This window comes from Rhodococcus sp. 320_ES (assembly GCF_059691855.1).
On the sequence record NZ_JCAWAG010000003.1, the window covers coordinates 647975 to 669984 of the forward strand.

Consider the following 22010-nt stretch of genomic DNA (forward strand, 5'->3'; position numbering starts at 1 on the left):
ACCGAGGGCGACGCACGTATGAATCGCAAGACCGTTTTCCGCAACCTGGCGATCGTCGCTGCCGTTCTGTTGGTGATCTATGCCTTCAGCTACTTCGGCAACACCACTCGCGACTGGACGAATGTCGACACCTCCGTCGCGATCAGCCAGCTCGACGCCAAGAACGTCGAGAAGGCGCAGATCGACGACCGTGAGCAGGCCGTTCGGCTGACGCTGAAGAACGGTGACTCCACGAACGGCGATACGCAGATCATCGCCAAGTACCCCGACTCGGTGTCCGGCCAGATCTTCGACAAGGTTGCGGCGTCCGGCGCGCAGAGCTACAACACGACGGTCACCACCGAGAGCTGGTGGACCTCGATCCTCGTCTTCCTGCTGCCCATGGTGATCCTGCTCGGCCTCTTCGTCTTCGTGATGGGACGCATGCAGGGCGGCGGGCGCGGTGGCGTGATGGGCTTCGGCAAATCGAAGGCCAAGCAGCTCACCAAGGACATGCCCAAGACCACGTTCGCCGACGTCGCGGGCGCGGACGAAGCAGTCGAAGAGCTGTACGAGATCAAGGATTTCCTGCAGAACCCGGCCCGCTATCAGGCGCTCGGCGCCAAGATCCCGCGCGGCGTCCTTCTTTACGGGCCTCCCGGAACCGGCAAGACGCTCCTCGCGCGCGCCGTCGCCGGCGAGGCGGGCGTCCCGTTCTTCACCATTTCCGGTTCGGACTTCGTCGAGATGTTCGTCGGCGTCGGTGCCTCCCGCGTGCGCGACCTCTTCGAGCAGGCCAAGCAGAACAGCCCCTGCATCATCTTCGTCGACGAGATCGACGCCGTCGGCCGCCAGCGCGGCGCCGGCATGGGCGGTGGCCACGACGAGCGCGAGCAGACGCTCAACCAACTCCTCGTGGAGATGGACGGCTTCGGTGAGCGCACCGGCGTCATCCTCATCGCCGCCACCAACCGTCCCGACATTCTCGACCCCGCCCTGCTGCGCCCGGGACGCTTCGACCGTCAGATTCCGGTCGGTGCACCCGACCTCGCCGGTCGTCGCGCCATCCTCAAGGTGCACTCCAAGGGCAAGCCGATCGCTCAGAACGCGGACCTGGAAGGTCTCGCCAAGCGAACCGTCGGCATGTCCGGCGCCGATCTGGCCAACGTCATCAACGAGGCCGCACTGCTCACCGCTCGCGAGAACGGAACCGTCGTCACCGAGGCTGCTCTCGAGGAGTCGGTGGACCGTGTCGTCGGTGGTCCGCGACGCAAGAGCCGCATCATCAGCGAGCACGAGAAGAAGATCACGGCGTACCACGAGGGCGGGCACACGCTCGCGGCGTGGGCTATGCCCGATATCGAGCCGGTCTACAAGGTCACGATTCTCGCTCGCGGTCGCACCGGCGGACACGCCATGACGGTGCCCGAGGACGACAAGGGTCTGATGACCCGCTCGGAGATGATCGCTCGCCTGGTCATGGCGATGGGTGGTCGCGCTGCCGAGGAACTCGTGTTCCACGAGCCCACCACCGGCGCGTCGTCGGACATCGATCAGGCGACGAAGATCGCGCGCGCCATGGTCACCGAGTACGGCATGAGCTCCAAGCTCGGCGCGGTCCGCTACGGCCAGGAGCAGGGCGATCCGTTCCTGGGCCGCTCGATGGGCGTGCAGTCGGACTACTCGCACGAGGTCGCCAAGGAGATCGACGGCGAGGTGCGCAACCTCATCGAGGCGGCTCACACCGAGGCGTGGTCCATCCTCAACGACTACCGCGACGTGCTCGACGTGCTGGCCACCGAACTGCTCGAACGCGAAACGCTCACCCGCAAGGACCTGGAGAAGATCTTCACCGGCGTCGAGAAGCGGCCGCGCATCACCGCGTTCAACGACTTCGGCGATCGCATTCCGTCGTCCAAGCCGCCGGTCAAGACGCCGCGCGAGCTCGCTCTCGAGCGCGGGGAGACCTGGCCTCCCGTGTCGGTCGTCAAGGAGCCGAGTTACGCGTCGGCTCTGCAGGCACCGTCCGAGCAGCGGGGCGGCGGCTACTCGAACGGCAGTGGCGGTTACTCGGGTGGCAACGGTGGTCGCTCGAACGGCAACGGCCATTCCGGGCAGAACGGCGGTGGCTACCAGAACGGCGGCTACCAGAACGGTGGCGGCGCCTACCCGCGTCCCCACGGATCGATGCCGGACTACGGCGCGCCCGCGGGCTGGTCCGCACCCGGATGGCCGCCGCGCGATTCGGACGACGCGGCACGGGGCGGGTTCAGCGAACCGCCGCAGCCCCTGCCGCCCCAAACTCGTGAACCCCAGCCGCGTGAACAGCAGCAGCCGTACGGCGAGCCGCAGTACGGGCAGCCGCAGTACGGGCAGCCGCAGTACAGCCAGCCTCAGTACGGCCAGCCTCAGTACGGTGAACCCCAATACGGCCAGCCCGACGACGGTCGGCCGCACAACGGCGAGCCCGACTACGGCGATTACCGGCAGCCGCCGGCGCAGCCCGGTTACGGACACCCCGGCGAGGAGCAGCCGCGGTGGCAGCCGCCCGCCGACGAGGCCGAAGGTCCGAACGGACGCTGACACCGAATGCTCGGTGGACTGTCGCAGGACAGTCGTTGGGGGCAACGATGCCCACCTGCTGAAAGGTATGGAATCAGTGACGATCAACGGGGTCGAGACCGAGCCTCTGTCAGTTTCGTCGGGTAAGCCGTTCGACCAGGCGCGGGCCGAGGCAGCGGTGAGGGAGCTTCTGCTCGCCGTCGGCGAGGATCCGGAACGCGAGGGGCTGCAGGACACACCTGCCCGCGTCGCGCGCGCCTACAAAGAGATGTTCGGCGGCTTGTTCACCGATCCGGACGCGGTGCTCAACACCACGTTCGACGAGTCCCACCAGGAATTGGTCATGGTGCGCGACATCCCGATGTACTCCACCTGCGAGCACCACCTCGTGTCGTTCCACGGGGTCGCGCACGTCGGATACATCCCGGGGAAGACGGGCCGGGTGACGGGCTTGTCCAAGCTCGCCCGCGTCGTCGACCTGTACGCCAAGCGTCCGCAGGTCCAGGAGCGTTTGACGACGCAGATCGCCGACGCTCTGGTGCGCAAACTCGAACCGCGAGGAGCCATCGTGGTCATCGAGGCCGAGCACCTCTGCATGGCGATGCGCGGCATCCGCAAACCCGGTGCGTCCACCACCACGTCGGCGGTGCGCGGCATCTTCCAGTCCAGTGCAGTTTCCCGTTCCGAGGCATTGAACCTGATACTGCGTAAGTGATCGACACAGCTCTGCCCAGACCCGGACGTCCGGTGGTGATGGGTGTTCTCAACGTGACCACCGATTCCTTCTCCGACGGCGGGCGCTATCTGGACACCGCGAAAGCCGTCGCGCACGGTCTGGACCTGCACCGAGCCGGAGTCGACATCGTCGACGTGGGCGGGGAGTCGACGCGGCCCGGGGCGTCGCGGGTCGATCCCGACGTCGAGGCGTCGCGCGTGGTTCCGGTCATTTCCGAACTGTCGGCCGCGGGTGTTCGTGTGAGTGTCGACACGATGCGCTCGACAGTGGCCGCTGCTGCCGTCGACGCGGGGGCAGCGCTGGTGAACGACGTGTCCGGTGGACGCGCCGATCCGTCGATGGCGTCCGTCGTCGCCGACGCCGGGCTGCCGTGGATCCTCATGCACTGGCGGTCCGACTCGGACTGGGTCCACCGCGGAGGTGCCGAGACGTACGCCGACGTGGTCGACGACGTCCGACGCGAACTGCTCGAGCAGGCCGACCTGGCGTTGGCCGCGGGCGTGCGCGCCGACCGAGTGGTCCTGGACCCCGGACTCGGGTTCGCGAAGAACGCCGAGCACAACTGGCAACTACTGCGCGGACTCGAGCATCTCGTCGACACGGAGTTCCCCATCCTGGTCGGGGCCTCCCGCAAACGATTCCTCGGAACGCTGCTGGCCGACGCCGACGGGGCGCCTCGCCCACCGCACGAGCGCGATGTCGCCACCGCCGCGATCTCCCTGCTCGCCGCTCAGCACGGCGCATGGGGTGTCCGAGTGCACGACGCGGCGGGCAGCCTGGACGCGTTGACCGTACTCCGCGAATGGAACGAGGCACGATGAGCGATCGAATAGAGTTGCGCGGCTTGAAGGTTCGCGGACACCACGGCGTCTTCGATCACGAGAAGCGCGACGGTCAGGATTTCCTGATCGACATCGTGGTGTGGATGGATCTCGCGCCGGCCGGGGCGTCCGACGACCTGACGGACACGCTGCACTACGGCGAACTCGCCGAGGCGGCGGCCGCGATCGTCTCGGGACCGCCGTACGACCTCATCGAGACGGTCGCCGGAAAGATCGCCGACGGGGTCCTGACGGACTCGCGCGTGGACCGAGTCGAGGTGACCGTGCACAAACCGTCCGCACCGATTCCCCTGACCTTCGCCGACGTCGCCGTGGTCGTCGTGCGGGACCGCCCCCGGTGAAGGCGGTGCTGTCCATCGGCAGCAACGTCGGCGACAGCCTCGCCCACCTGCAGTCGGTGCTCGACGACCTCGGTGACGCCGTCACCGCTGTGTCCGCTGTGTACTCGACGGCGCCGTGGGGAGGGGTCGAACAGCAGGACTTCCTCAATGCCGTCGTGCTGGTGGACGACGCCGACACCGATTGCTGGGGCTGGCTCCGCCGCGGGCAGGAGCTGGAGCGTGCCGCGCAGCGCACACGTGTGCAGCACTGGGGTCCGCGCAGCCTGGACGTGGACGTCGTGGTGTGCGAGGACGTGCGCAGCGATCATCCCGAACTCGTTCTGCCGCATCCTCACGCCCACGAACGGGCGTTTGTGTTGGTGCCGTGGTTGGACGTCGACGCGGATGCGTTGCTCGGTGGGGTTCGCGTCGCCGATCTACTTGCAGCACTTCCGGAGGCCGAACGGAACGGTGTGCGGCGCACGGATCTCGCCCTCGTCGGACCAACGTCGTGAAGCCGACGCGAGTGCGCGAGCTGCTCGGGTTGTTCGCCGTGGCAGCTGTCGCCACCTGGATCGTGGTGCGCGTGGCGTACGGATCGCTGCCACCGATCTCGGTGCTGGCGGCGTCGTCGCTGTTCCCGGTCGCAGTGCTGGTGGTGGTGCTCGCTTTCGTCATCCGCAATCGCGTGCGGAACCGGCGAGTCGGCGACGGGCCGAATCAGTTGCACCCCATCACAGTGGCCCGGTCGGTGGCGCTGGCCAAGGCATCCGCGCTGGTCGGGTCCGCGGCCGCCGGCGTGTGGCTCGGCTTTCTCGTCCACGTCGTACCGCAACGGGCGACGCTGCGGGCAGCAGCCGCCGACACGCCCGGTGGGATCGTCGGACTGATTGCGGGTCTCGTGCTCGCCGCCGCTGCCCTGTGGCTCGAGCACTGCTGCCGCACCCCCGATGACGAAATGGACAACCCAGCCACCTGATTTTTGTGGCATATCACGGGCGCTCGCCGGAATTCCGTGCGGTTGTTGCCGGGGCGATCGGTCTGGTGCCGTTACCCTTGAGTTCATGACGGACACCGGTCGCACCAAGGCCCCTCGCCGTACGCGGCGCGGCGGCAGCCAAGCGATCATGGCCGGTCTGGTCTTTCTAGGGGTCGTCGCCAGCATCATCCTGATGCTCACCGACAGCGTGCAATGGCTCCGATTGGGCATCGTGATCGCGTTGTGGGCAGCGATCATCGGTGCGTTCGCGATGACGAAGTACCGGCGTGACTCCACCGCCGACCAGGTCAAGGCCCGCGATCTGCAGACCGTCTACGAACTGCAGCTCGAACGCGAGATCGCCGCGCGTCGCGAGTACGAACTGGGTGTCGAAGCTCGCGTGCGAGGCGAGGTCAACGGCGACTCCTCCGAACTTCGTGCACTGCGCGCCGAGTTGGCGTCGCTGCGGCGAAGCCTCGAGATGCTGTTCGACGGAGCGCTGCCCGAGGATCGTGCCGCCATCGCCGGCGAAGCGATGCGCATGCGCGAACTCGCCGACCGGTCCTACAGCGGCTACCAGCCGGCGCCGTCCGGGTTGTACGTGCGCGCCCCATTCGCCACGCCCGCCGACGAACCCGTCACCGCGGAGACGTCGGTCATCCACGGCGAGTTCGATTCGGCCGGCTCGTTCCGGCCCGCACCGGGGTGGTCGGCGTCGGCACCGGCGGAGCCCGAAACGCACAGTGCAGCAGACGAAGACGACATCCCCGAATTCGACATGCCACAGCGCGAGCCGACTCCGTACGAGTCGACGGCGTACTCCTCGCGCGACGATGAGCCGGAGACCTTCGAGCCGGTGACGTTCGAGGAGGATCGGTTCGACGAGTCGTGGTACGGGCCGGTGGAGGAGCCGGAGGTCGAGCCGGTTGTGGAGGCTCCGGAAGCTGCTGCTGTTGAGCCCGCAGCTTCTGCGCCGACTCCCGCTTCTGACCTGACTCAGGGGCCCCCTCGTGTCGACTATCACGGTGAGGGGCGCCCTGAGTCGATGGTCGACGACCCGACACCGGCATCAACCCCCGACTCTGAGTCGAAGGTCGACGACCCGGCACCGACCCCCGACCCGGTCGAGACCCCGTCGCAGCCCGACGCCGAGGTGCCCGAGTCGGGCAGACGCTCGCGTCGACGCGCAGCCGAGGGCGATTCCACGGAAGCCAACGGGGGCGCGCATTCGAGCGGCCGGTCCGTGGCAGAAATCCTCGCCGGAATCGGCGGCTCGACGGACAGCGGCACCGCTGAGGTCGGTCGGCGGCGTCGTCGCGCGGATTAGTCGGTCCGCCCCACTGCACGCCCGAGAGTGACGTAGGTCTCGCTCGTGGCAATCGCTCGCCCGCGACCGATACTGTGTGCGAGAACGTCCGGTACCCGCCTGCGGGACTGGAACGAGGAGAGGATTTTCGGTGACCTCTGGGATCACATCTGACCCCGCACCAGCACGTTTGTCCGTCGGAGTGGTGTCCGCGGGTCGCGTCGGGACTGCCGTGGGTGAGGCGCTCGAACGCGTCGGCCATGTTGTTTTCGGTGTTGCGGCCGTGTCGGACGCCTCCCGCGCTCGCGCGCAGGAACGCCTGCCCGACGCGCAGATTCTGTCCGCGACGGACGTTGCCCGGCAGTCGGAGCTACTGATCCTGGCCGTTCCGGACCAGGAACTGGGCGCTCTGATCAGCGGCCTCGCCACGACGGACGCGGTGAAGCCGGGGACGCTGGTAATGCACGTGTCCGGCGCCAACGGCATCTCGATTCTGGAGCCACTGACCGCACGCGGCGCTGTTCCGCTGGCGATCCACCCGGCGATGACATTCAGCGGCAAGGCCGAGGACACCGCGCGACTGCAGTCGGCGTGCTTCGGCGTGACCGCACGCGACGACATCGGTTACGCCATCGCGCAGGCACTCGTTCTGGAGATGGGCGGTGAGCCGGTCCGGGTTCGCGAAGATGCCCGCACGCTCTATCACGCAGCCCTCGCGCACGGCAGCAATCATCTGGTGACGGTCGTGGTCGACGCCTTGGATGCGCTACGCGCAGCGCTCGCTCATCAGGAACTGATGGGCCAAGAGCTCGTGCTCGACGCGCCGGGCGGCGTCGCCGAGCGAGTACTCGCCCCGCTCCTGTCGGCGGCGCTCGACAACGTGCTCCGACGCGGTCAGTCGGCGTTGACCGGTCCCGTCGCACGGGGCGATACCGCCACCGTCGCACAGCATCTCGACGCTCTCGTCGAGGTGGACCCGCGGATCGCGGCCGGCTACCGGGCACTGTCGTTGCGTACTGCGCAGCAGGCTCGGGCCGGCGACGACATGGTGACATTGCTGGAGAAGTGGGAGTCCACGACATGAGCGTCTACGTTCCCGGTGAACTCACCGTCCACCACGACCCGCAGACCATCACCTCCATCTCGCGGGCACTGCGCGGTGTTGGGCGGCGGGTCACGCTGGTACCGACCATGGGCGCTCTGCACGCGGGGCACCTCCACCTGGTGGAGCAGGCCAAACGTGGTGGCGCAGTGGTCATCGTGTCCATCTTCGTCAATCCTCTGCAGTTCGGGGTGGGCGAGGATCTGGACAAGTACCCGCGCACCCTCGACGCCGACGTGGAACTTCTGCGCAAGGCCGGCGTCGAGGTGGTGTTCGCGCCGAGCGCGCAGGACATGTACCCGAACGGTCCGCGCACGACGGTTCATCCCGGACCCGTCGGCGAGCAGCTCGAAGGGAGCTCGCGGCCAACCCATTTCGCCGGGATGCTGACCGTGGTCGCCAAGCTTCTCCAGATTGCGCGTCCCAACACGGCCTATTTCGGCGAGAAGGACTATCAGCAACTGGTGCTGATCACGCAGATGGTCCGCGACCTGAACTTCGACGTCGAGATCGTCGGAGTGCCGACTCTGCGGGAGCACGACGGGTTGGCCCTGTCCTCGCGCAATCGATTCCTCGATCCCGCGCAACGGAGTGCTGCGGTGGCACTGTCCGCGGCGCTGCTGGCGGGACAGCACGCTGGGCGTGCGGGCGCGGATGCCGTTCTCGCGGCAGCGAAGTCGGTGCTCGACGCGGTTCCGGAAGTATCCGTCGACTACCTCGCTCTGCGCGGTGTCGACCTCCTGGACCCACCCACCGAAGGCGACGCACGCCTGCTCGTCGCCGCACGTGTCGGGCCGACGCGCTTGATCGACAACCTGCTCGTTTCCCTCGAACCTCAGGAATGACGCCATGTTTCGTACCATGATGAAGTCCAAGATCCATCGCGCGACGGTGACGCACGCCAACTTGCACTACGTGGGGTCCGTTACGATCGATCAGGATCTTCTCGACGCGTCCGACCTGCTCGAAGGCGAACAGGTGACGATCGTCGACATCGACAACGGGGCCCGTCTCGAGACCTACGTCATCGCCGGTGAGCGCGGCACCGGGATCATCGGGATCAACGGCGCCGCGGCGCATCTCGTCGATGTCGGGCATCTGGTCATCATCATCGCCTACGGGGTGATGAACGAGCAGGAGGTGCGCGAGTACGCGCCGTCCGTCGTGTTCGTCGATTCTCGCAATGCTGTTCTCGAGCTGGGTGTCGATCCGGCTCACGCTCCGTCCGGCTCGGGTCTGACCGACCCGAGGGTGTTGGTGTAGCAATGCTGCTGACCGTCGATGTTCGGAACACGAACATCGTGCTGGGCGTCTTCTCGGGCATCGGTTCCAACGCAAAACTGTTGCGGGACTGGCGTATGCGCACGGATGCCTCCATGACGGCCGACGAACTCGCCCTCACGTTCCGTGGTCTGCTGGGAAGCGACGCCGACTCGATCACCGGTGTGGCCGCCCTGTCGACGGTTCCGTCGGTGCTGCGTGAGATTCGCACCATGCTGGACCGCTACTGGTCGCACGTGCCGCAGGTTGTCGTGGAACCCGGTGTGCGAACGGGTGTTCCGTTGCTGGTGGACAATCCGAAGGAAGTCGGCGCGGACCGCATCGTCAACAGTCTTGCGGCGCACCACTTCTACGATGCGCCGTGCATCGTCGTCGATTTCGGCACGTCGACCTGTGTGGACGTCGTCTCGGCCAAGGGGGAGTTCCTCGGTGGTTCGATCGCGCCCGGAGTCGAGATCTCGATGGATGCGTTGGCCTCTCGTTCGGCGGCGCTGAGGAAGGTCGAGCTGGCGCGCCCACGTGGAGTTCTGGGGAAGAACACCGTCGAGGCCATGCAGTCCGGCGCGGTCTTCGGTTTCGCTGGTCTGGTCGACGGAATCGTCGCGCGCATCCGGGCGGAAGTGCCGGGGTTCGGCGGCAACGACGTGGTCGTGGTGGCCACCGGTGACAGCGCCGGTCTGTTCGTCGACGAGTCCACGTCCATCGACGAGCACGAGCGTGACCTGACCTTGGAGGGTCTGCGACTGGTGTTCGAGAGGAATCAGGCCCGCAAGCGGTAGGGGTGGCGTGATCATGCGTTTCTGTGCCACACTTGCTCCCGTGAATCGCTGCACGGGAACTCAGGAGTGTTGTCGGGGCTGACCGCTGCCCTGACTTTTTCGCACACTTCCTGGAGTCTGTCTCGTGCTTTCTTCTGTATTGCCGACGCGTCTGCGTCCGGCCGATCTGCTCAGAATCACCGACCAAGGTGCGTCCGATGTGCTGGACGGCCGCTTCGACTCGCTGCTCCCGGCGAGCTACCCCACCGACGAACGATGGTCTGTGCGTTTGCATTCCGACGACGACGTCGACGTGTGGCTGATCAGCTGGGTGCCGGACCGGTCGACCGAGCTGCACGATCACGCCGGGTCCATAGGAGCGCTCACCGTGCTCAGCGGATCGGTCGCCGAGCTGCGCTGGACGGGAGAGTCGCTGCGGCACAGGCGACTCGACGCCGGTGACCAGGCGTCCTTCCCGCTCGGCTGGGTGCACGACGTGATGTGGGCGCCGGAGCCGGCGTCAGCACCTCGTCGACCCACACTCAGCGTTCACGCATACTCCCCACCGTTGACGGCGATGTCGTATTACGAAGTGACGCACGGTGGTTCGCTGCGCCGCACCCGATCCGAGCTGACCGATACGCCCGAGGGAGACGCGTGATGAACATCGACGACATGCTCGCGCGCGCCCGTTCCACCTACGAGCGCACCTATGCCTTCGACCTTGCCGAGCGAGTGGCGCGCGGCGCTGTCGTCGTCGACATCCGCCCGCAGGCGCAGCGCGCGGCCGAGGGGACTCTCCCCGGCGCCCTCGCCATCGAGCGCAACGTGCTGGAGTGGCGGTGCGACCCGACGAGCAGTGCGCGGCTCAAGATCGCTGTCGACCACGACGTCGAATGGATCATCCTGTGCTCGGAGGGCTACACCTCGAGCCTCGCCGCGGCAGCGCTGCAGGAACTCGGGCTGCACCGCGCGACCGACCTCGTCGGCGGGTACCAGGCACTGAAGGCTGCGGAATTGACGAATGTGCTTTCCCGCGCGAGGCATTGCGTGCGGGAGGGAAACACGCTGGTGTCGCACTGAGGCTCCGGCTACGGGCACTCCGGATCGCTCCGTACCCCCGCAATCGGCAGTGCCCGACGCGATCCGCGGTGCCCCAGCCCCGTGCCCCTGCAATCGGCGGTGCCCCAGCCCCCACACCTACGGCTAGCCCCCGCCACCACGCCCGATAGGCTAAGAAGTCGTGACCGATACACCCGACTCCGCCGAATCCGGCCGGCCTCCGGCCTCCGCGCCGCACGACGACACTCCCGAACAGCTCCGTATCCGCCGCGACAAGCGCGACCGGGTTCTGGCGGAGGGTCGCGAGGCGTACCCGGTGTGCGTCCCTCGTACGCATTCGCTGCGGGAGATTCGCGAGCAGTTCCCCGAGCTCGAGCCCGACGCGCACACGGGGCTCGAGGTGGGCGTCGCGGGACGGGTGATCTTCCTGCGCAACACCGGCAAGCTGTGCTTCGCCACTCTGCAGGAGGGTGACGGCACGCAACTGCAGGCCATGATCTCGCTGGCCGGCGTGGGGGAGGATGCCCTCGCGATGTGGAAGTCGGACGTCGACCTCGGTGATTTCGTGTTCGTGCACGGTGAGGTCATCAGTTCGCGACGCGGAGAGCTCAGCGTCATGGCGGATTCGTGGTCGCTCGCGGCCAAGTCGCTTCGGCCTCTGCCCGTCGCGCACAAGGAGATGAACGAGGAGACGCGCGTTCGCCAGCGCTACGTCGATCTGATTGTCCGGCCGGCGGCACGGGAGAACGCGCGCAAGCGAGTGGCGGTCGTTCGCGAGCTTCGCAACGGCCTCGAGCGCCGCGGATTCCTCGAGATCGAGACGCCGATGCTGCAGACGCTGCACGGCGGAGCGGCGGCTCGGCCCTTCGTGACCCGGTCGAATGCGCTGGACATCGAGCTGTTCCTCCGCATCGCGCCGGAGCTGTTCCTCAAGCGAGCCGTGGTCGGAGGCATCGACCGGGTCTTCGAGATCAACCGCAACTTCCGCAACGAGGGCGTCGACTCCACGCACTCCCCGGAGTTCGCGATGCTCGAGACGTACGAGGCCTACGGCACGTACGACGACTCGGCCGTGATGACGCGCGAGCTGGTGCAGGACATTGCGCTGGCCGTTTTCGGCTCGCACGTCGTCACGCTGGCCGATGGCAGCGAGTACGACTTCGGCGGTGAGTGGAAGACGATGGAGATGTACCCGTCGCTGTCCGCGGCGATCGGCACCGAGGTGACTCCGGATACCACCGTCGACGAGTTGCTGGCCCTCGCCGAGCAGGTCGGCCTCGAGGTTCCGTCGGGCAAGGGCTGGGGACACGGCAAGCTGGTCGAGGAGCTGTGGGAGAACCAGTGCGGCGATCAGCTGTACCAGCCGACGTTCGTGCGGGACTTCCCGGTGGAGACCTCGCCGCTGACCCGGCAGCACCGGAGCAAGCCCGGGGTGGTCGAGAAATGGGACCTCTACGTGCGCGGATTCGAATTGGCGACCGGCTACTCCGAGCTGATCGACCCGGTGATCCAGCGGGAGCGGTTCGTCGACCAGGCTCGTCTGGCGTCCGCAGGTGACGACGAGGCAATGGTTCTGGACGAGGATTTCCTCGCTGCGATGGAGTACGCCATGCCTCCCACGACGGGAACGGGAATGGGAGTGGACCGTCTGTTGATGGCGTTGACCGGATTGGGCATACGGGAAACTGTGCTGTTTCCGATCGTTCGACCGGGTCGGGCCTGACAACGGGTATAGAATCCGATCATACGGTTGGTATTGCTCCTCGAACCCGGACAGGTAATCTGTATCTCTCGGGGGAGCGTGGGATCGCCCGCGGCAAGGGGGATTGCGAACAGATGGTCAAGAAGGTCACGGTTACATTGGTCGACGACCTCGACAACGTGCCGGCGTCGGAGACTGTGATGGTGGGGCTCGACGGCAGTTGGTACGAGATCGACCTGTCGGACTCGAACGCCGACCTGCTGCGTAAACAGATGCAGCAGTGGATCATTCATGCGCGCAAAGTCTCCCGGCGCCAGCGCTCTGCCTCGCCGAACGGTCAGCGGGACGGGGCGTCGACGCCCCGAACCAGAGGCGCTGCCGACCGCGCCCGCAGCGCGGCAATCCGTGAATGGGCGCGAAAGCAGGGCTTCGAAATATCGGCCCGTGGCCGCATTTCCTCCGAGGTCGTTCGCGCCTACGAGAACGCCGAGTAGTTCCCCGGCGCCGTCATTCGATCGAATGAATCGACACGGCGGCTCGCCATTTTCGACCGAATTGCGTTCGCTCGGGGCGGACGGACGTCGGTAACGATTGGTCGAGGTCGGGCGTTGAACACTTCGAAGGGTCCGGTCGACATCGTCGCCGTTTCGCCGCCAGCGGAATCTGGTTGGAGGCACGGCAGCCTGCGGGTGTGGCAACTAGACTGAACTCGGGGTCGTGGAATCTGCTGATCGGCGTCGAATACTCGGCGTAGGGATATCGCGATTGGCCCATCGATGCGGCATCTGCGGTGGGCGAGGTCCGGACAACAGGTCCGATGGCCTGCCAGTCATGAGTGTGAGGGAGAACGATGTTCGAGAGGTTTACCGACCGCGCACGGCGCGTCGTCGTCCTGGCCCAAGAAGAGGCCCGGATGCTCAACCACAACTACATCGGCACGGAGCACATCCTGCTGGGTCTCATCCACGAGGGTGAAGGCGTGGCGGCGAAGTCTCTGGAGTCGCTCGGGATCTCCCTCGAGGGTGTACGCAGCCAGGTCGAGGAAATCATCGGCCAGGGCCAGCAGGCTCCGTCGGGTCACATCCCGTTCACTCCGCGTGCCAAGAAGGTCCTCGAGCTGAGCCTGCGTGAGGCTCTCCAGCTCGGACACAACTACATCGGCACGGAGCACATCCTGCTCGGCCTCATTCGTGAGGGCGAGGGCGTTGCAGCTCAGGTGCTGGTCAAGCTCGGCGCCGACCTGAACCGGGTTCGCCAGCAGGTCATCCAGCTGCTGTCCGGATACCAGGGCAAGGAGCCCAGCGAGTCCGGCAGTAGCCGCGGCGAGGCGGGAACCCCGTCGACCTCCCTCGTGCTCGACCAGTTCGGCCGCAACCTCACGCAGGCCGCACTCGAAGGCAAGCTCGACCCGGTCATCGGGCGTGCGAAGGAAATCGAGCGCGTCATGCAGGTGCTGTCGCGTCGTACCAAGAACAACCCGGTCCTGATCGGTGAGCCCGGCGTCGGCAAGACCGCCGTCGTCGAGGGGCTCGCGCAGGCCATCGTCAACGGCGAGGTGCCGGAGACGCTCAAGGACAAGCAGCTCTACACCCTGGACCTCGGTTCGTTGGTGGCCGGCAGCCGGTACCGCGGTGACTTCGAAGAGCGCCTGAAGAAGGTTCTCAAGGAGATCAACACTCGCGGCGACATCATCTTGTTCATCGACGAGCTCCACACGCTCGTCGGCGCAGGTGCAGCCGAAGGTGCCATCGACGCGGCCTCGATCCTCAAGCCGAAGTTGGCTCGCGGCGAGCTGCAGACCATCGGTGCCACCACGCTCGACGAGTACCGCAAGTACATCGAGAAGGACGCCGCTCTCGAGCGTCGTTTCCAGCCGGTGCAGGTGGGCGAGCCGTCCGTCGAGCACACCATCGAGATCCTGAAGGGTCTGCGCGATCGGTACGAGGCGCATCACCGCGTCTCGATCACCGACAGCGCACTGGTGGCGGCTGCCACACTCGCCGACCGGTACATCAACGACCGGTTCTTGCCGGACAAGGCCATCGACCTCATCGACGAGGCGGGCGCGCGCATGCGCATTCGCCGGATGACGGCGCCGCCAGACCTGCGCGACTTCGACGATCGCATCGCCGACGCGCGCCGCGAGAAGGAGTCCGCGATCGACGCGCAGGACTTCGAGAAGGCCGCGAACCTGCGCGACAAGGAGAAGCAGCTGGTTCAGCAGCGCTCCGAGCGGGAGAAGCAGTGGCGTTCGGGTGACCTCGACGTCATCGCCGAGGTCGACGACAACGAGATCGCCGAGGTTCTGGGCAACTGGACCGGCATCCCCGTCTTCAAGCTCACCGAGGAGGAGACCACTCGTCTGCTCCGCATGGAAGACGAGCTGCACAAGCGGATCATCGGCCAGGTCGAGGCGGTCAAGGCCGTCTCGAAGGCGATCCGCCGTACCCGCGCAGGTCTGAAGGACCCGAAGCGTCCGTCGGGCTCGTTCATCTTCGCCGGCCCGTCCGGCGTCGGTAAGACCGAGCTGTCGAAGGCCCTCGCGAACTTCCTGTTCGGTGAGGACGACGCGCTCATCCAGATCGACATGGGCGAGTTCCACGACCGCTTCACCGCGTCGCGGCTCTTCGGTGCCCCTCCCGGCTACGTCGGCTACGAAGAGGGCGGTCAGCTCACCGAGAAGGTGCGCCGCAAGCCGTTCTCCGTGGTTCTGTTCGACGAGATCGAGAAGGCACACCAGGAGATCTACAACACGCTCCTGCAGGTGCTCGAGGACGGCCGTCTCACCGACGGTCAGGGTCGTACGGTCGACTTCAAGAACACCGTGCTGATCTTCACCTCGAACCTCGGTACGTCCGACATCTCGAAGGCCGTCGGCCTGGGCTTCAGCTCGGGCGAGGGCACGGGGTCGAACTACGAGCGGATGAAGCTCAAGGTCAACGACGAGCTGAAGAAGCACTTCCGCCCCGAGTTCCTGAACCGTATCGACGACATCGTCGTGTTCCACCAGCTCACCAAGGACGAGATCATCCAGATGGTCGATCTCATGCTTGCGCGAGTCGAGGTGGCGCTCAAGAACAAGGACATGGCCATCGAGGTCACGGACAAGGGCAAAGCGTTGCTGGCCAAGCGCGGCTTCGACCCGGTTCTCGGTGCACGCCCGCTGCGTCGCACCATCCAGCGCGAGATCGAGGATCAGCTGTCGGAGAAGATCCTGTTCGGCGAGGTCGAGCCGGGTCAGATCGTGCTCGTCGACGTCGAGAACTGGGACGGCGAGGGTTCGGGCGAGGACGCACGGTTCACGTTCCGCGGCGAGAAGAAGCCGATCAATCTCCCGGACGAGTTGACCGTCGACTTGGCGAAGTCGGGCGAGAGCTCCGAATAATTGGCGTGATCGAAACGGGCCGCACCTGCACAGGTGCGGCCCGTTTTGCTGTCTGTAGCGCGCACCTCCCGCCGAGCACCGGAGAAGAAGGACGAGCATGACCGAACGGACCGATGTCGTCGTCGTGGGTGCAGGGCTGGCCGGCCTGGTGTGCGCGGCGGAACTGCAACGGAGGGGCATCGACACGCGGCTGGTGGAGGCGTCCGACCGGGTCGGTGGACGGGTCCGCACCGACGTCGTCGACGGCCACCTGTGTGACGTCGGCTTTCAGCTGCTCAACCCGGCGTATCCCGCGGTCCGCAGGCTTGTCGACGTAGACGCTTTGAGACTGCGGCCGTTCGCCGCCGGGGTGCGCGTGCGGCGCGGCGACGGCTGGTCGACCCTGGGCGATCCGCGCCGCGAACCGAAACTTCTGGCGTCGACGCTGCGCAGCGGACTTCTCTCGCCCCGTGAGATCGCGGGCCTCGCGCGGTGGGGCGCTCCGGTCATGGTGTCCGCGCAGCGATCGCTTCGAGGCGACGACGCCACGCTCGCGGAATCCCTCGACCGGGCAGGGGTGCGAGGGCCGCTGCGACAGCACGTCCTGGAGCCGTTCCTGGCGGGGGTGCTCGCCGACGACAGCGGAGAGACGTCGAATGCGTACGTCCGGTTGCTGATTCGCTCGTTCGTGCTCGGCACCCCGGCCGTCCCGGCGGACGGAATGCGTGCCCTGCCCAGGCAACTGGCGGGAGCCCTGAATCGTCCGGCCGAGACGTCGGTGCGGGTTCTCGGTATCGACCGGGACACCGAGGGCGTCGTCGTCCGTACCGAATCCGGCACGTCCCACGCGCGCGCCGCGGTGATCGCCACCGACGTCCACGACGCGACCGATCTGGGTGCTGTGCCCGACCAAGCGGTGATGGGCGGGTTGATCACGTGGTGGTTCTCCACGCCGCCGGACATGCCGCGCGATCGCCTTCTCGTGGTCGACGGTGACCGCGGGCCGGTCGTGAACACCGCGGTGATGTCGGCGGCCGCTCCCAGCTACGCGCCCGTCGGTCGCGCGCTGGTGCAGGTGACGGCGTTGGCCACGGCGGGATTGTCCGACGACGCGGCACTCGTCGAAGCCCGTCGACTGTGGGGTGTCGACACCAGCGACTGGAACCTGCTGATCCGCCACGACGTGACGCGCGCGCTGCCGAAATCGCTGCCACCGCTCGACGTCAGGAAACCCGTCGACCTCGGTGACGGCCTGTTCGTCTGCGGCGACCATCGGGACACCCCGTCGATCCAGGGCGCGATGGTGTCCGGCCGGCGCGCGGCGGCTGCGGTGTCGGCCCGGCTTGGCCGCACCCCTTCGCGCTGATCACGGTCATAGTGTTCGCGTTTCGGCGAATCGTGAACATTATCGCCGTGATCACCGGGGACTGAGAGCGGCGATGATTATCCGCCGCCACCCGAGTCGTAACCTGCATGGCAACTGCATCCGTGAACTCACTGATTCTGTCCAGCCCCGACCCCGCCGCGCTCGCGCAGTGGTACGGAACGGCGTTCGAGGCGACGCCGATGGCGATGGGCCCGTACACCGTGATCGACCTCGACGGTTTCTTCGTCATGTTCGACAAACGCGACGACGTCACCGGCCCGAACTCGAACGGCGCGCGCATCCTCCTCAACTTCGAGCCGGACGATCCTGCCGCGGTGGCCGCGCGGCTGGACGAACTGGGCGCCCAGTGGATCAGCCCGCTGGAGAACCGCGACGGTGACCAGTTCGCAACAGTCGCGGATCCGGACGGGAACTGGATCCAGCTGGTCCGCATCCGCGACGAGATGGAAGCCCAGATGGGCGCTCCCACAACCCCGTTCGCGGGATTCGCGGTCCGCGACGTGGAGGAAGCGACGCAGTTCTACCGCGACGTACTCGGTATGCGCGTTCTCCCGAACGGTCCGGGAATGGCGTGGATTCGCATCGACCGCCGCACGACAGTGCTCGCGTATCCCAAGCCCGACCACGTGCCCGCAGCGCACACAATTCTCAACATCCCGACTCGCGACGTCGGGGCCACGGTCGCAGAGCTATCGGCTAAGGGCGTCGAGTTCCTGCACTACGAGGGATCCCCGCAGGACGAGGACGGCGTGATGCGCGGCCACGGTCCCGACATCGCGTGGTTCACCGACCCGTCCGGCAACGTCCTCTCGGTGGTGGCGATGCAGGAGCCCGACTTCGATCAGTGAGAGACGCGCGTGAGCCACTCCGTCGACCGGCGCCCGGACCAGTTCGCCAGCCGCTCCGTGGGGCCGGCGCCGGGACGCGGCTCGACGACGCGGCCGAACGGGACGTCGTCGGCGTCGCGAATGTCGGCAGGTAGGAACTGCGGAAAGATCTGCGCGACGACGTCGACCACGTCCGGATCGGCTTCCCAGTCCTGACCGGTGGCTGCGGCGAGGTCCCACCCGTGGACGAGGGTTTCGTTGAGGTAGCCGATCAAGACTCCGCGTCCGGGGACGGTGCCCCACGGCACGGTGATCATGGCGTCGAGCAGCGAGTCGTCCGCCGCCCAGGCGTCGACCGCGGCTTTCGCGCCGGCTGCGAAGTCGCCCGCCGGATCGGCGAGGTCGGGTAGGTCGACGTTCACGGCCATGACGTCGAGACCCGCAGCTGCGGCGTGTCCTCGTCGAACTGTTCCGACGAGGTGACCGATCAGGGCCCGGACGTCGAACTCCGCGCACGGGGTGGGCAACGACATCTGATCCTCGGTGACGGCGGCGGCGAGGCCGGTGGTCCAGTCGAGTGCGGTGCGGTAGAGCGGGCGGGGGTCCATGGTGACTGCCTTTCGTGGCGGCGGTTGCTGTACGAAACGGAAGTCAACCCGGTAATCACGACACGTTGTGTCATGTTTTTCTGACACACTTTCCCTATGCGCGCCGACCGTCTTCTCTCCCTGGTTCTGCTGCTGCGCAACCGCGGCCGGATGTCCGCATCCGCCCTCGCGAAGGAACTAGAGGTGTCCGAGCGCACCATTCTGCGCGACATCGACGCGCTGTCACTGTCGGGATTTCCCGTCTACGCCGAACGTGGGCGGAACGGCGGGTTCGAGCTGCTGCCCGGATTCACGACCGATCTCACCGGCCTCACCGCGGACGAGGCGAAGGCACTGATGAGTGGCCCGGCGTCCGAATCGTTGGGCATGGGCCAGGCGTTCGCGTCGGCAATGCGTAAGGTCGCTGCCTCGATGACGGACGAACATCGAAGGGCCGCAACCACTGTCGCCCAACGCGTGTTGGTCCGACCCGACGGATTCGTCTCCGGTCCCGTCGAGGACGAGGAGCATCTGGGCTTGGTTCAGCAGGCCGTGTTCGCCGGCCGACGCCTGAAGATCGTCTACGGACCCCAGCGCAGCGAACGCACCGTCGACCCGCTCGGGCTCGTTCACGCCGGTCGCCACTGGTACTTGCTCGCGACGCATCGCGGCAACGAGCGCACGTACCGACTCTCCCGCATGAGCGCCGTCGAGCAGCTCGACGAACCCGCCCAGCGAGATCCCGACATCGACCTGGCCGCCATCTGGGACCGTCGACGGACACAGTTCCGCGAGGGTCTCGAGCTCGTCTCCGCCACCATTCGGGTCACCCCCAACCGATCTCCGACGGTATCTGCGGCGGCCCTGGAGGTCACGCGCGTCACCTCGGGACGTGGTGACCTGCTCACCTACGAGGTCGTCCTCGGCGGGGTGGGGCACGCCTGTTCGTTGATGTGGACGCTCGGTGAGGAGGGGGAGTTGGTGTCGCCGCCGGAGCTTCGGGCCGCTGTGAGAGATCGGGCTCGGGCGGTGGCCGATCGGCATGGCTAGTCTGGATTCTGTAGGTAATACATTCTTCGACGAGAGGCGCACACACGATGCCCACACGTACCGCACGCACTGCTTGGAACGGAACGCTGGAGAAGGGTGCCGGCCAGGTCGAGCTCACCAGCTCGGGCGCGGCGACCTTCGATGTGTCGTTCCCCAAGCGCGCGGCCGAGGACGCCGACGGAACCACCAGCCCGGAGGAACTGATCGCCGCTGCGCATTCCGCGTGCTACGCGATGCAGTTGTCCGCCGTGATCGCCGAGGCCGGTGGCACTCCGGAGAGCCTGGACGTGAAGGCGGATGTCTCGCTCGGCCCGGACACGCAGGGCTTCAAGCTGACCGGCATCAAGATCACCGTGCGCGGTGAGGTGACCGGCCTCGATGCAGACGGCTTCGCCAAGGCTGCTCAGACCGCCAAGGAGAGCTGCCCGGTGTCGAAGGCCCTTACCGGCGTCGAGATCACCTTGGACGCAGCGCTCGAATCGGAATGAGCCGCGGGAAGGCCGGAGGCCGGTCGGAACGAGTCGCACGGTGACGTCGACTGCGGTTGTCGAGGTCTGGTCCGACATCGCGTGCCCGTGGTGCTACATCGGGAAGTCCCGGTTCACCAAGGCGCTGGAGTCGTTCCCGGATCGCGACCGCATCGAGGTGATCTGGCGCGCCTATCAGCTGTCTCCCGAGACACCGGTCGGTGAGGGCACGCCCGAGATCGAATCGCTGATGGCCACCAAAGGTCTACAGCGCGAACAGGTTCTGCAGATGTTCGACCAAGTTCGGGCAAACGCCGAATCTGACGGTCTCGAGATCGACTTCGACAACGTCGTCGCCGCGAACACTTTCGATGCGCATCGGTTGATCCAGATGGCCGGTCCGCAGGAAACGCCGAAGGGACCGCGCGCATCACGCCGAAACGAGGTGATGGACAACCTCTTTCGAGCTCATTTCGTCGAGGGTCGCATCATCGACGATCTGGACGTGTTGGCGGCGGTCGCGGACGAGTCGGGACTGGGTGCGGACATCCGGTCCCGACTCGACACGGACGAGGGTGCCGAGGAGGTTCGCGCGGACCTCGCCACCGCCAAGCAGATCGGCGTGAGCGGAGTTCCGTTCTTCGTCGCCGGTCGGCGGGTGGCGGTGTCCGGCGCGCAGCCCGAAGAGGTGTTCTTTCAGTTGTTCGACAGGGCCGTCGCCGACCTGGATTGACCGGTGCGAGTGGCTCGCTCGGTCAGGTAGGCGAACGCCAGGCCGAGCGAGATCCACAGCGTCGCTTGAATGGTCAGCGACGAGATGCGGAACTGCCACAGCAGGGTGGCGGGGAAGTCCGCGCCCACTTCGTCGACTCCCGGAAGCAACACGTAGCCCACGATCACCACGACGAGGAACCCGGCCAGCGGAGCTGCGATGCGGGTGGCGACGGAATTCTGCGCGGCAACCGCCTTCGCGATGTAGGCCGCCACGGCGACCGCCAACAGTCCCAGCGTGACAGACGCCAGCCACAGCCAGGTGCGCTGGGTGATCGTGTCGGGGTCGCCCACCGCCGGCGGATTCGCCGGGTACTTGAAGAACGGCACCGCCTCGATTGCGAGCCATCCACCACCGGCGATCACCAGCGCGAGAACGGGTCCGCGCAGAGTCACGAACCGTCGGGCGAAGTGAACGACGACCGCGAAGATTGCACCCAGGGCGAGCCCGGCCAGCCCGGTCGCGAGGAACAGGCCCGCTTTCTGGCCGTCACGCGAGACCAGAGGAGTCTCTTCCTCGTGCGGCGCGGCGGCGCTGTCGCCACTGCCACCGTGATGACTGTGTCCGCCCGCTGCGTCCTCGAGGGCGATGGCGGCGTCGACGTGCGGTTCGCCGATGAAGAAGGCGACACCGCCCGCGACGATGCCGGCGATCAGTCCGGCGAGAAGGCCGCGCATTAGAAGCTGAACGAAGGTTCCCGGCAAATGATTCAGTGGCACGGAAGCCCCAGCAGGTGACGTCCGTCGTGCATCAGCTCGTGCATGTACATACCGGAGCGCGAGATGGCTCCCTGATCGAAGCCGACCAGGTACAGCGTGAGGAACGCAAGCAGAATCACCGCGGCGACGACGACTGCGAGTACAGCGGATTCTTCGACCGAGCTGGGGGTGTGGACGATAGCCATGATGTGTCCTTCCGGGATTTTCG

The 22010-nt window shown here is 66.7% G+C and carries 24 protein-coding genes; 21 read left to right on the forward strand and 3 right to left on the reverse strand.

The annotated features are described in order from the left end of the window. Positions 1-18: 18 nt before the first annotated feature. The 18 genes from ftsH (at position 19) to AC59JP_RS13765 (ending at position 18228) form a co-directional block, all read left to right on the forward strand. On the forward strand, positions 19-2562 hold the full coding sequence (ftsH, locus tag AC59JP_RS13680) for an ATP-dependent zinc metalloprotease FtsH (RefSeq protein ID WP_497326309.1): 2544 nt from the start codon (positions 19-21) through the stop codon (positions 2560-2562). A gap of 67 nt (positions 2563-2629) precedes the next feature. Beyond that, positions 2630-3256, forward strand: a complete 627-nt coding sequence (gene folE / locus AC59JP_RS13685) for a GTP cyclohydrolase I FolE (protein WP_497326310.1) — start codon at positions 2630-2632, stop codon at positions 3254-3256. A 38-nt stretch (positions 3257-3294) separates the two neighbouring features. Next, complete coding sequence (gene folP, locus AC59JP_RS13690) at positions 3295-4098, forward strand: dihydropteroate synthase (protein WP_497326502.1); 804 nt, start codon at positions 3295-3297, stop codon at positions 4096-4098. Further along, positions 4095-4460 carry a dihydroneopterin aldolase gene (gene folB / locus AC59JP_RS13695; protein WP_497326311.1) on the forward strand — a complete coding sequence of 122 codons (366 nt, stop codon included), beginning with the start codon at positions 4095-4097 and terminating at the stop codon, positions 4458-4460. The genes folP and folB overlap by 4 nt, the downstream gene beginning before the upstream one ends. Next, positions 4457-4954, forward strand: a complete 498-nt coding sequence (gene folK, locus AC59JP_RS13700; protein WP_497326312.1) for a 2-amino-4-hydroxy-6-hydroxymethyldihydropteridine diphosphokinase — start codon at positions 4457-4459, stop codon at positions 4952-4954. Before folB ends, folK begins: the two co-directional genes overlap by 4 nt. Further along, the gene (locus tag AC59JP_RS13705; protein ID WP_497326313.1) at positions 4951-5418 is read left to right on the forward strand and encodes a DUF3180 domain-containing protein; all 468 of its coding nucleotides are present in this window, start codon (positions 4951-4953) and stop codon (positions 5416-5418) included. Before folK ends, AC59JP_RS13705 begins: the two co-directional genes overlap by 4 nt. Positions 5419-5503: 85 nt before the next feature. After that, positions 5504-6745: a DUF6779 domain-containing protein gene (locus AC59JP_RS13710; protein ID WP_497326314.1), complete on the forward strand. Its 1242-nt coding sequence runs from the start codon at positions 5504-5506 to the stop codon at positions 6743-6745. A 130-nt stretch (positions 6746-6875) separates the two neighbouring features. Beyond that, positions 6876-7808, forward strand: a complete 933-nt coding sequence (locus tag AC59JP_RS13715) for a Rossmann-like and DUF2520 domain-containing protein (protein WP_497326315.1) — start codon at positions 6876-6878, stop codon at positions 7806-7808. Continuing rightward, positions 7805-8671, forward strand: a complete 867-nt coding sequence (gene panC, locus AC59JP_RS13720; RefSeq protein ID WP_497326316.1) for a pantoate--beta-alanine ligase — start codon at positions 7805-7807, stop codon at positions 8669-8671. The genes AC59JP_RS13715 and panC overlap by 4 nt, the downstream gene beginning before the upstream one ends. Before the next feature lie 4 nt (positions 8672-8675). Beyond that, a complete protein-coding gene (gene panD / locus AC59JP_RS13725) occupies positions 8676-9089 on the forward strand; it encodes an aspartate 1-decarboxylase (protein ID WP_497326317.1) in 414 nt (137 codons plus the stop codon). A gap of 2 nt (positions 9090-9091) precedes the next feature. Further along, a complete protein-coding gene (locus AC59JP_RS13730) occupies positions 9092-9886 on the forward strand; it encodes a type III pantothenate kinase (RefSeq protein ID WP_497326318.1) in 795 nt (264 codons plus the stop codon). 124 nt (positions 9887-10010) lie between these two features. Continuing rightward, positions 10011-10526 (forward strand): cupin domain-containing protein, encoded by a 516-nt coding sequence (locus AC59JP_RS13735; RefSeq protein ID WP_497326319.1) that lies wholly within the window; start codon positions 10011-10013, stop codon positions 10524-10526. After that, a complete protein-coding gene (locus AC59JP_RS13740; protein ID WP_497326320.1) occupies positions 10526-10948 on the forward strand; it encodes a rhodanese-like domain-containing protein in 423 nt (140 codons plus the stop codon). Before AC59JP_RS13735 ends, AC59JP_RS13740 begins: the two co-directional genes overlap by 1 nt. Before the next feature lie 160 nt (positions 10949-11108). Continuing rightward, positions 11109-12650: a lysine--tRNA ligase gene (lysS, locus tag AC59JP_RS13745; protein ID WP_497326321.1), complete on the forward strand. Its 1542-nt coding sequence runs from the start codon at positions 11109-11111 to the stop codon at positions 12648-12650. Between the two features lie 113 nt (positions 12651-12763). After that, positions 12764-13123: a histone-like nucleoid-structuring protein Lsr2 gene (locus tag AC59JP_RS13750; RefSeq protein ID WP_497326322.1), complete on the forward strand. Its 360-nt coding sequence runs from the start codon at positions 12764-12766 to the stop codon at positions 13121-13123. A gap of 356 nt (positions 13124-13479) precedes the next feature. Then, positions 13480-16014, forward strand: a complete 2535-nt coding sequence (locus tag AC59JP_RS13755; RefSeq protein ID WP_497326323.1) for an ATP-dependent Clp protease ATP-binding subunit — start codon at positions 13480-13482, stop codon at positions 16012-16014. Positions 16015-16111: 97 nt separating this feature from the next. After that, complete coding sequence (locus AC59JP_RS13760; protein WP_497326324.1) at positions 16112-17359, forward strand: NAD(P)/FAD-dependent oxidoreductase; 1248 nt, start codon at positions 16112-16114, stop codon at positions 17357-17359. Positions 17360-17466: 107 nt separating this feature from the next. Then, a complete protein-coding gene (locus AC59JP_RS13765) occupies positions 17467-18228 on the forward strand; it encodes a VOC family protein (RefSeq protein WP_497326325.1) in 762 nt (253 codons plus the stop codon). On the opposite strand, the gene AC59JP_RS13770 is transcribed toward AC59JP_RS13765, so the two are convergent. Then, positions 18222-18815, reverse strand: coding sequence for a TIGR03086 family metal-binding protein (locus AC59JP_RS13770; protein WP_497326326.1), 594 nt, complete (start codon positions 18813-18815; stop codon positions 18222-18224). The two genes, AC59JP_RS13765 and AC59JP_RS13770, sit on opposite strands and share 7 nt — an antisense overlap. 96 nt (positions 18816-18911) lie before the next feature. On the opposite strand from AC59JP_RS13770, the gene AC59JP_RS13775 reads away from it, so the two are divergent. The 3 genes from AC59JP_RS13775 to AC59JP_RS13785 are packed head-to-tail and all read left to right on the forward strand — an operon-like array spanning position 18912 to position 21044. Beyond that, complete coding sequence (locus AC59JP_RS13775) at positions 18912-19844, forward strand: helix-turn-helix transcriptional regulator (RefSeq protein WP_497326327.1); 933 nt, start codon at positions 18912-18914, stop codon at positions 19842-19844. Between the two features lie 47 nt (positions 19845-19891). Further along, positions 19892-20332: an OsmC family peroxiredoxin gene (locus AC59JP_RS13780; protein ID WP_497326328.1), complete on the forward strand. Its 441-nt coding sequence runs from the start codon at positions 19892-19894 to the stop codon at positions 20330-20332. A 40-nt stretch (positions 20333-20372) separates the two neighbouring features. Further along, positions 20373-21044, forward strand: a complete 672-nt coding sequence (locus AC59JP_RS13785; RefSeq protein ID WP_497326329.1) for a DsbA family oxidoreductase — start codon at positions 20373-20375, stop codon at positions 21042-21044. On the opposite strand, the gene AC59JP_RS13790 is transcribed toward AC59JP_RS13785, so the two are convergent. Together AC59JP_RS13790 and AC59JP_RS13795 are read right to left on the reverse strand one after the other, a co-directional pair. Next, the gene (locus tag AC59JP_RS13790) at positions 21008-21760 is read right to left on the reverse strand and encodes a CbtA family protein (RefSeq protein ID WP_497326330.1); all 753 of its coding nucleotides are present in this window, start codon (positions 21758-21760) and stop codon (positions 21008-21010) included. The two genes, AC59JP_RS13785 and AC59JP_RS13790, sit on opposite strands and share 37 nt — an antisense overlap. Before the next feature lie 32 nt (positions 21761-21792). Next, positions 21793-21987 (reverse strand): CbtB domain-containing protein, encoded by a 195-nt coding sequence (locus AC59JP_RS13795; RefSeq protein WP_497326331.1) that lies wholly within the window; start codon positions 21985-21987, stop codon positions 21793-21795. Positions 21988-22010: the final 23 nt, after the last annotated feature.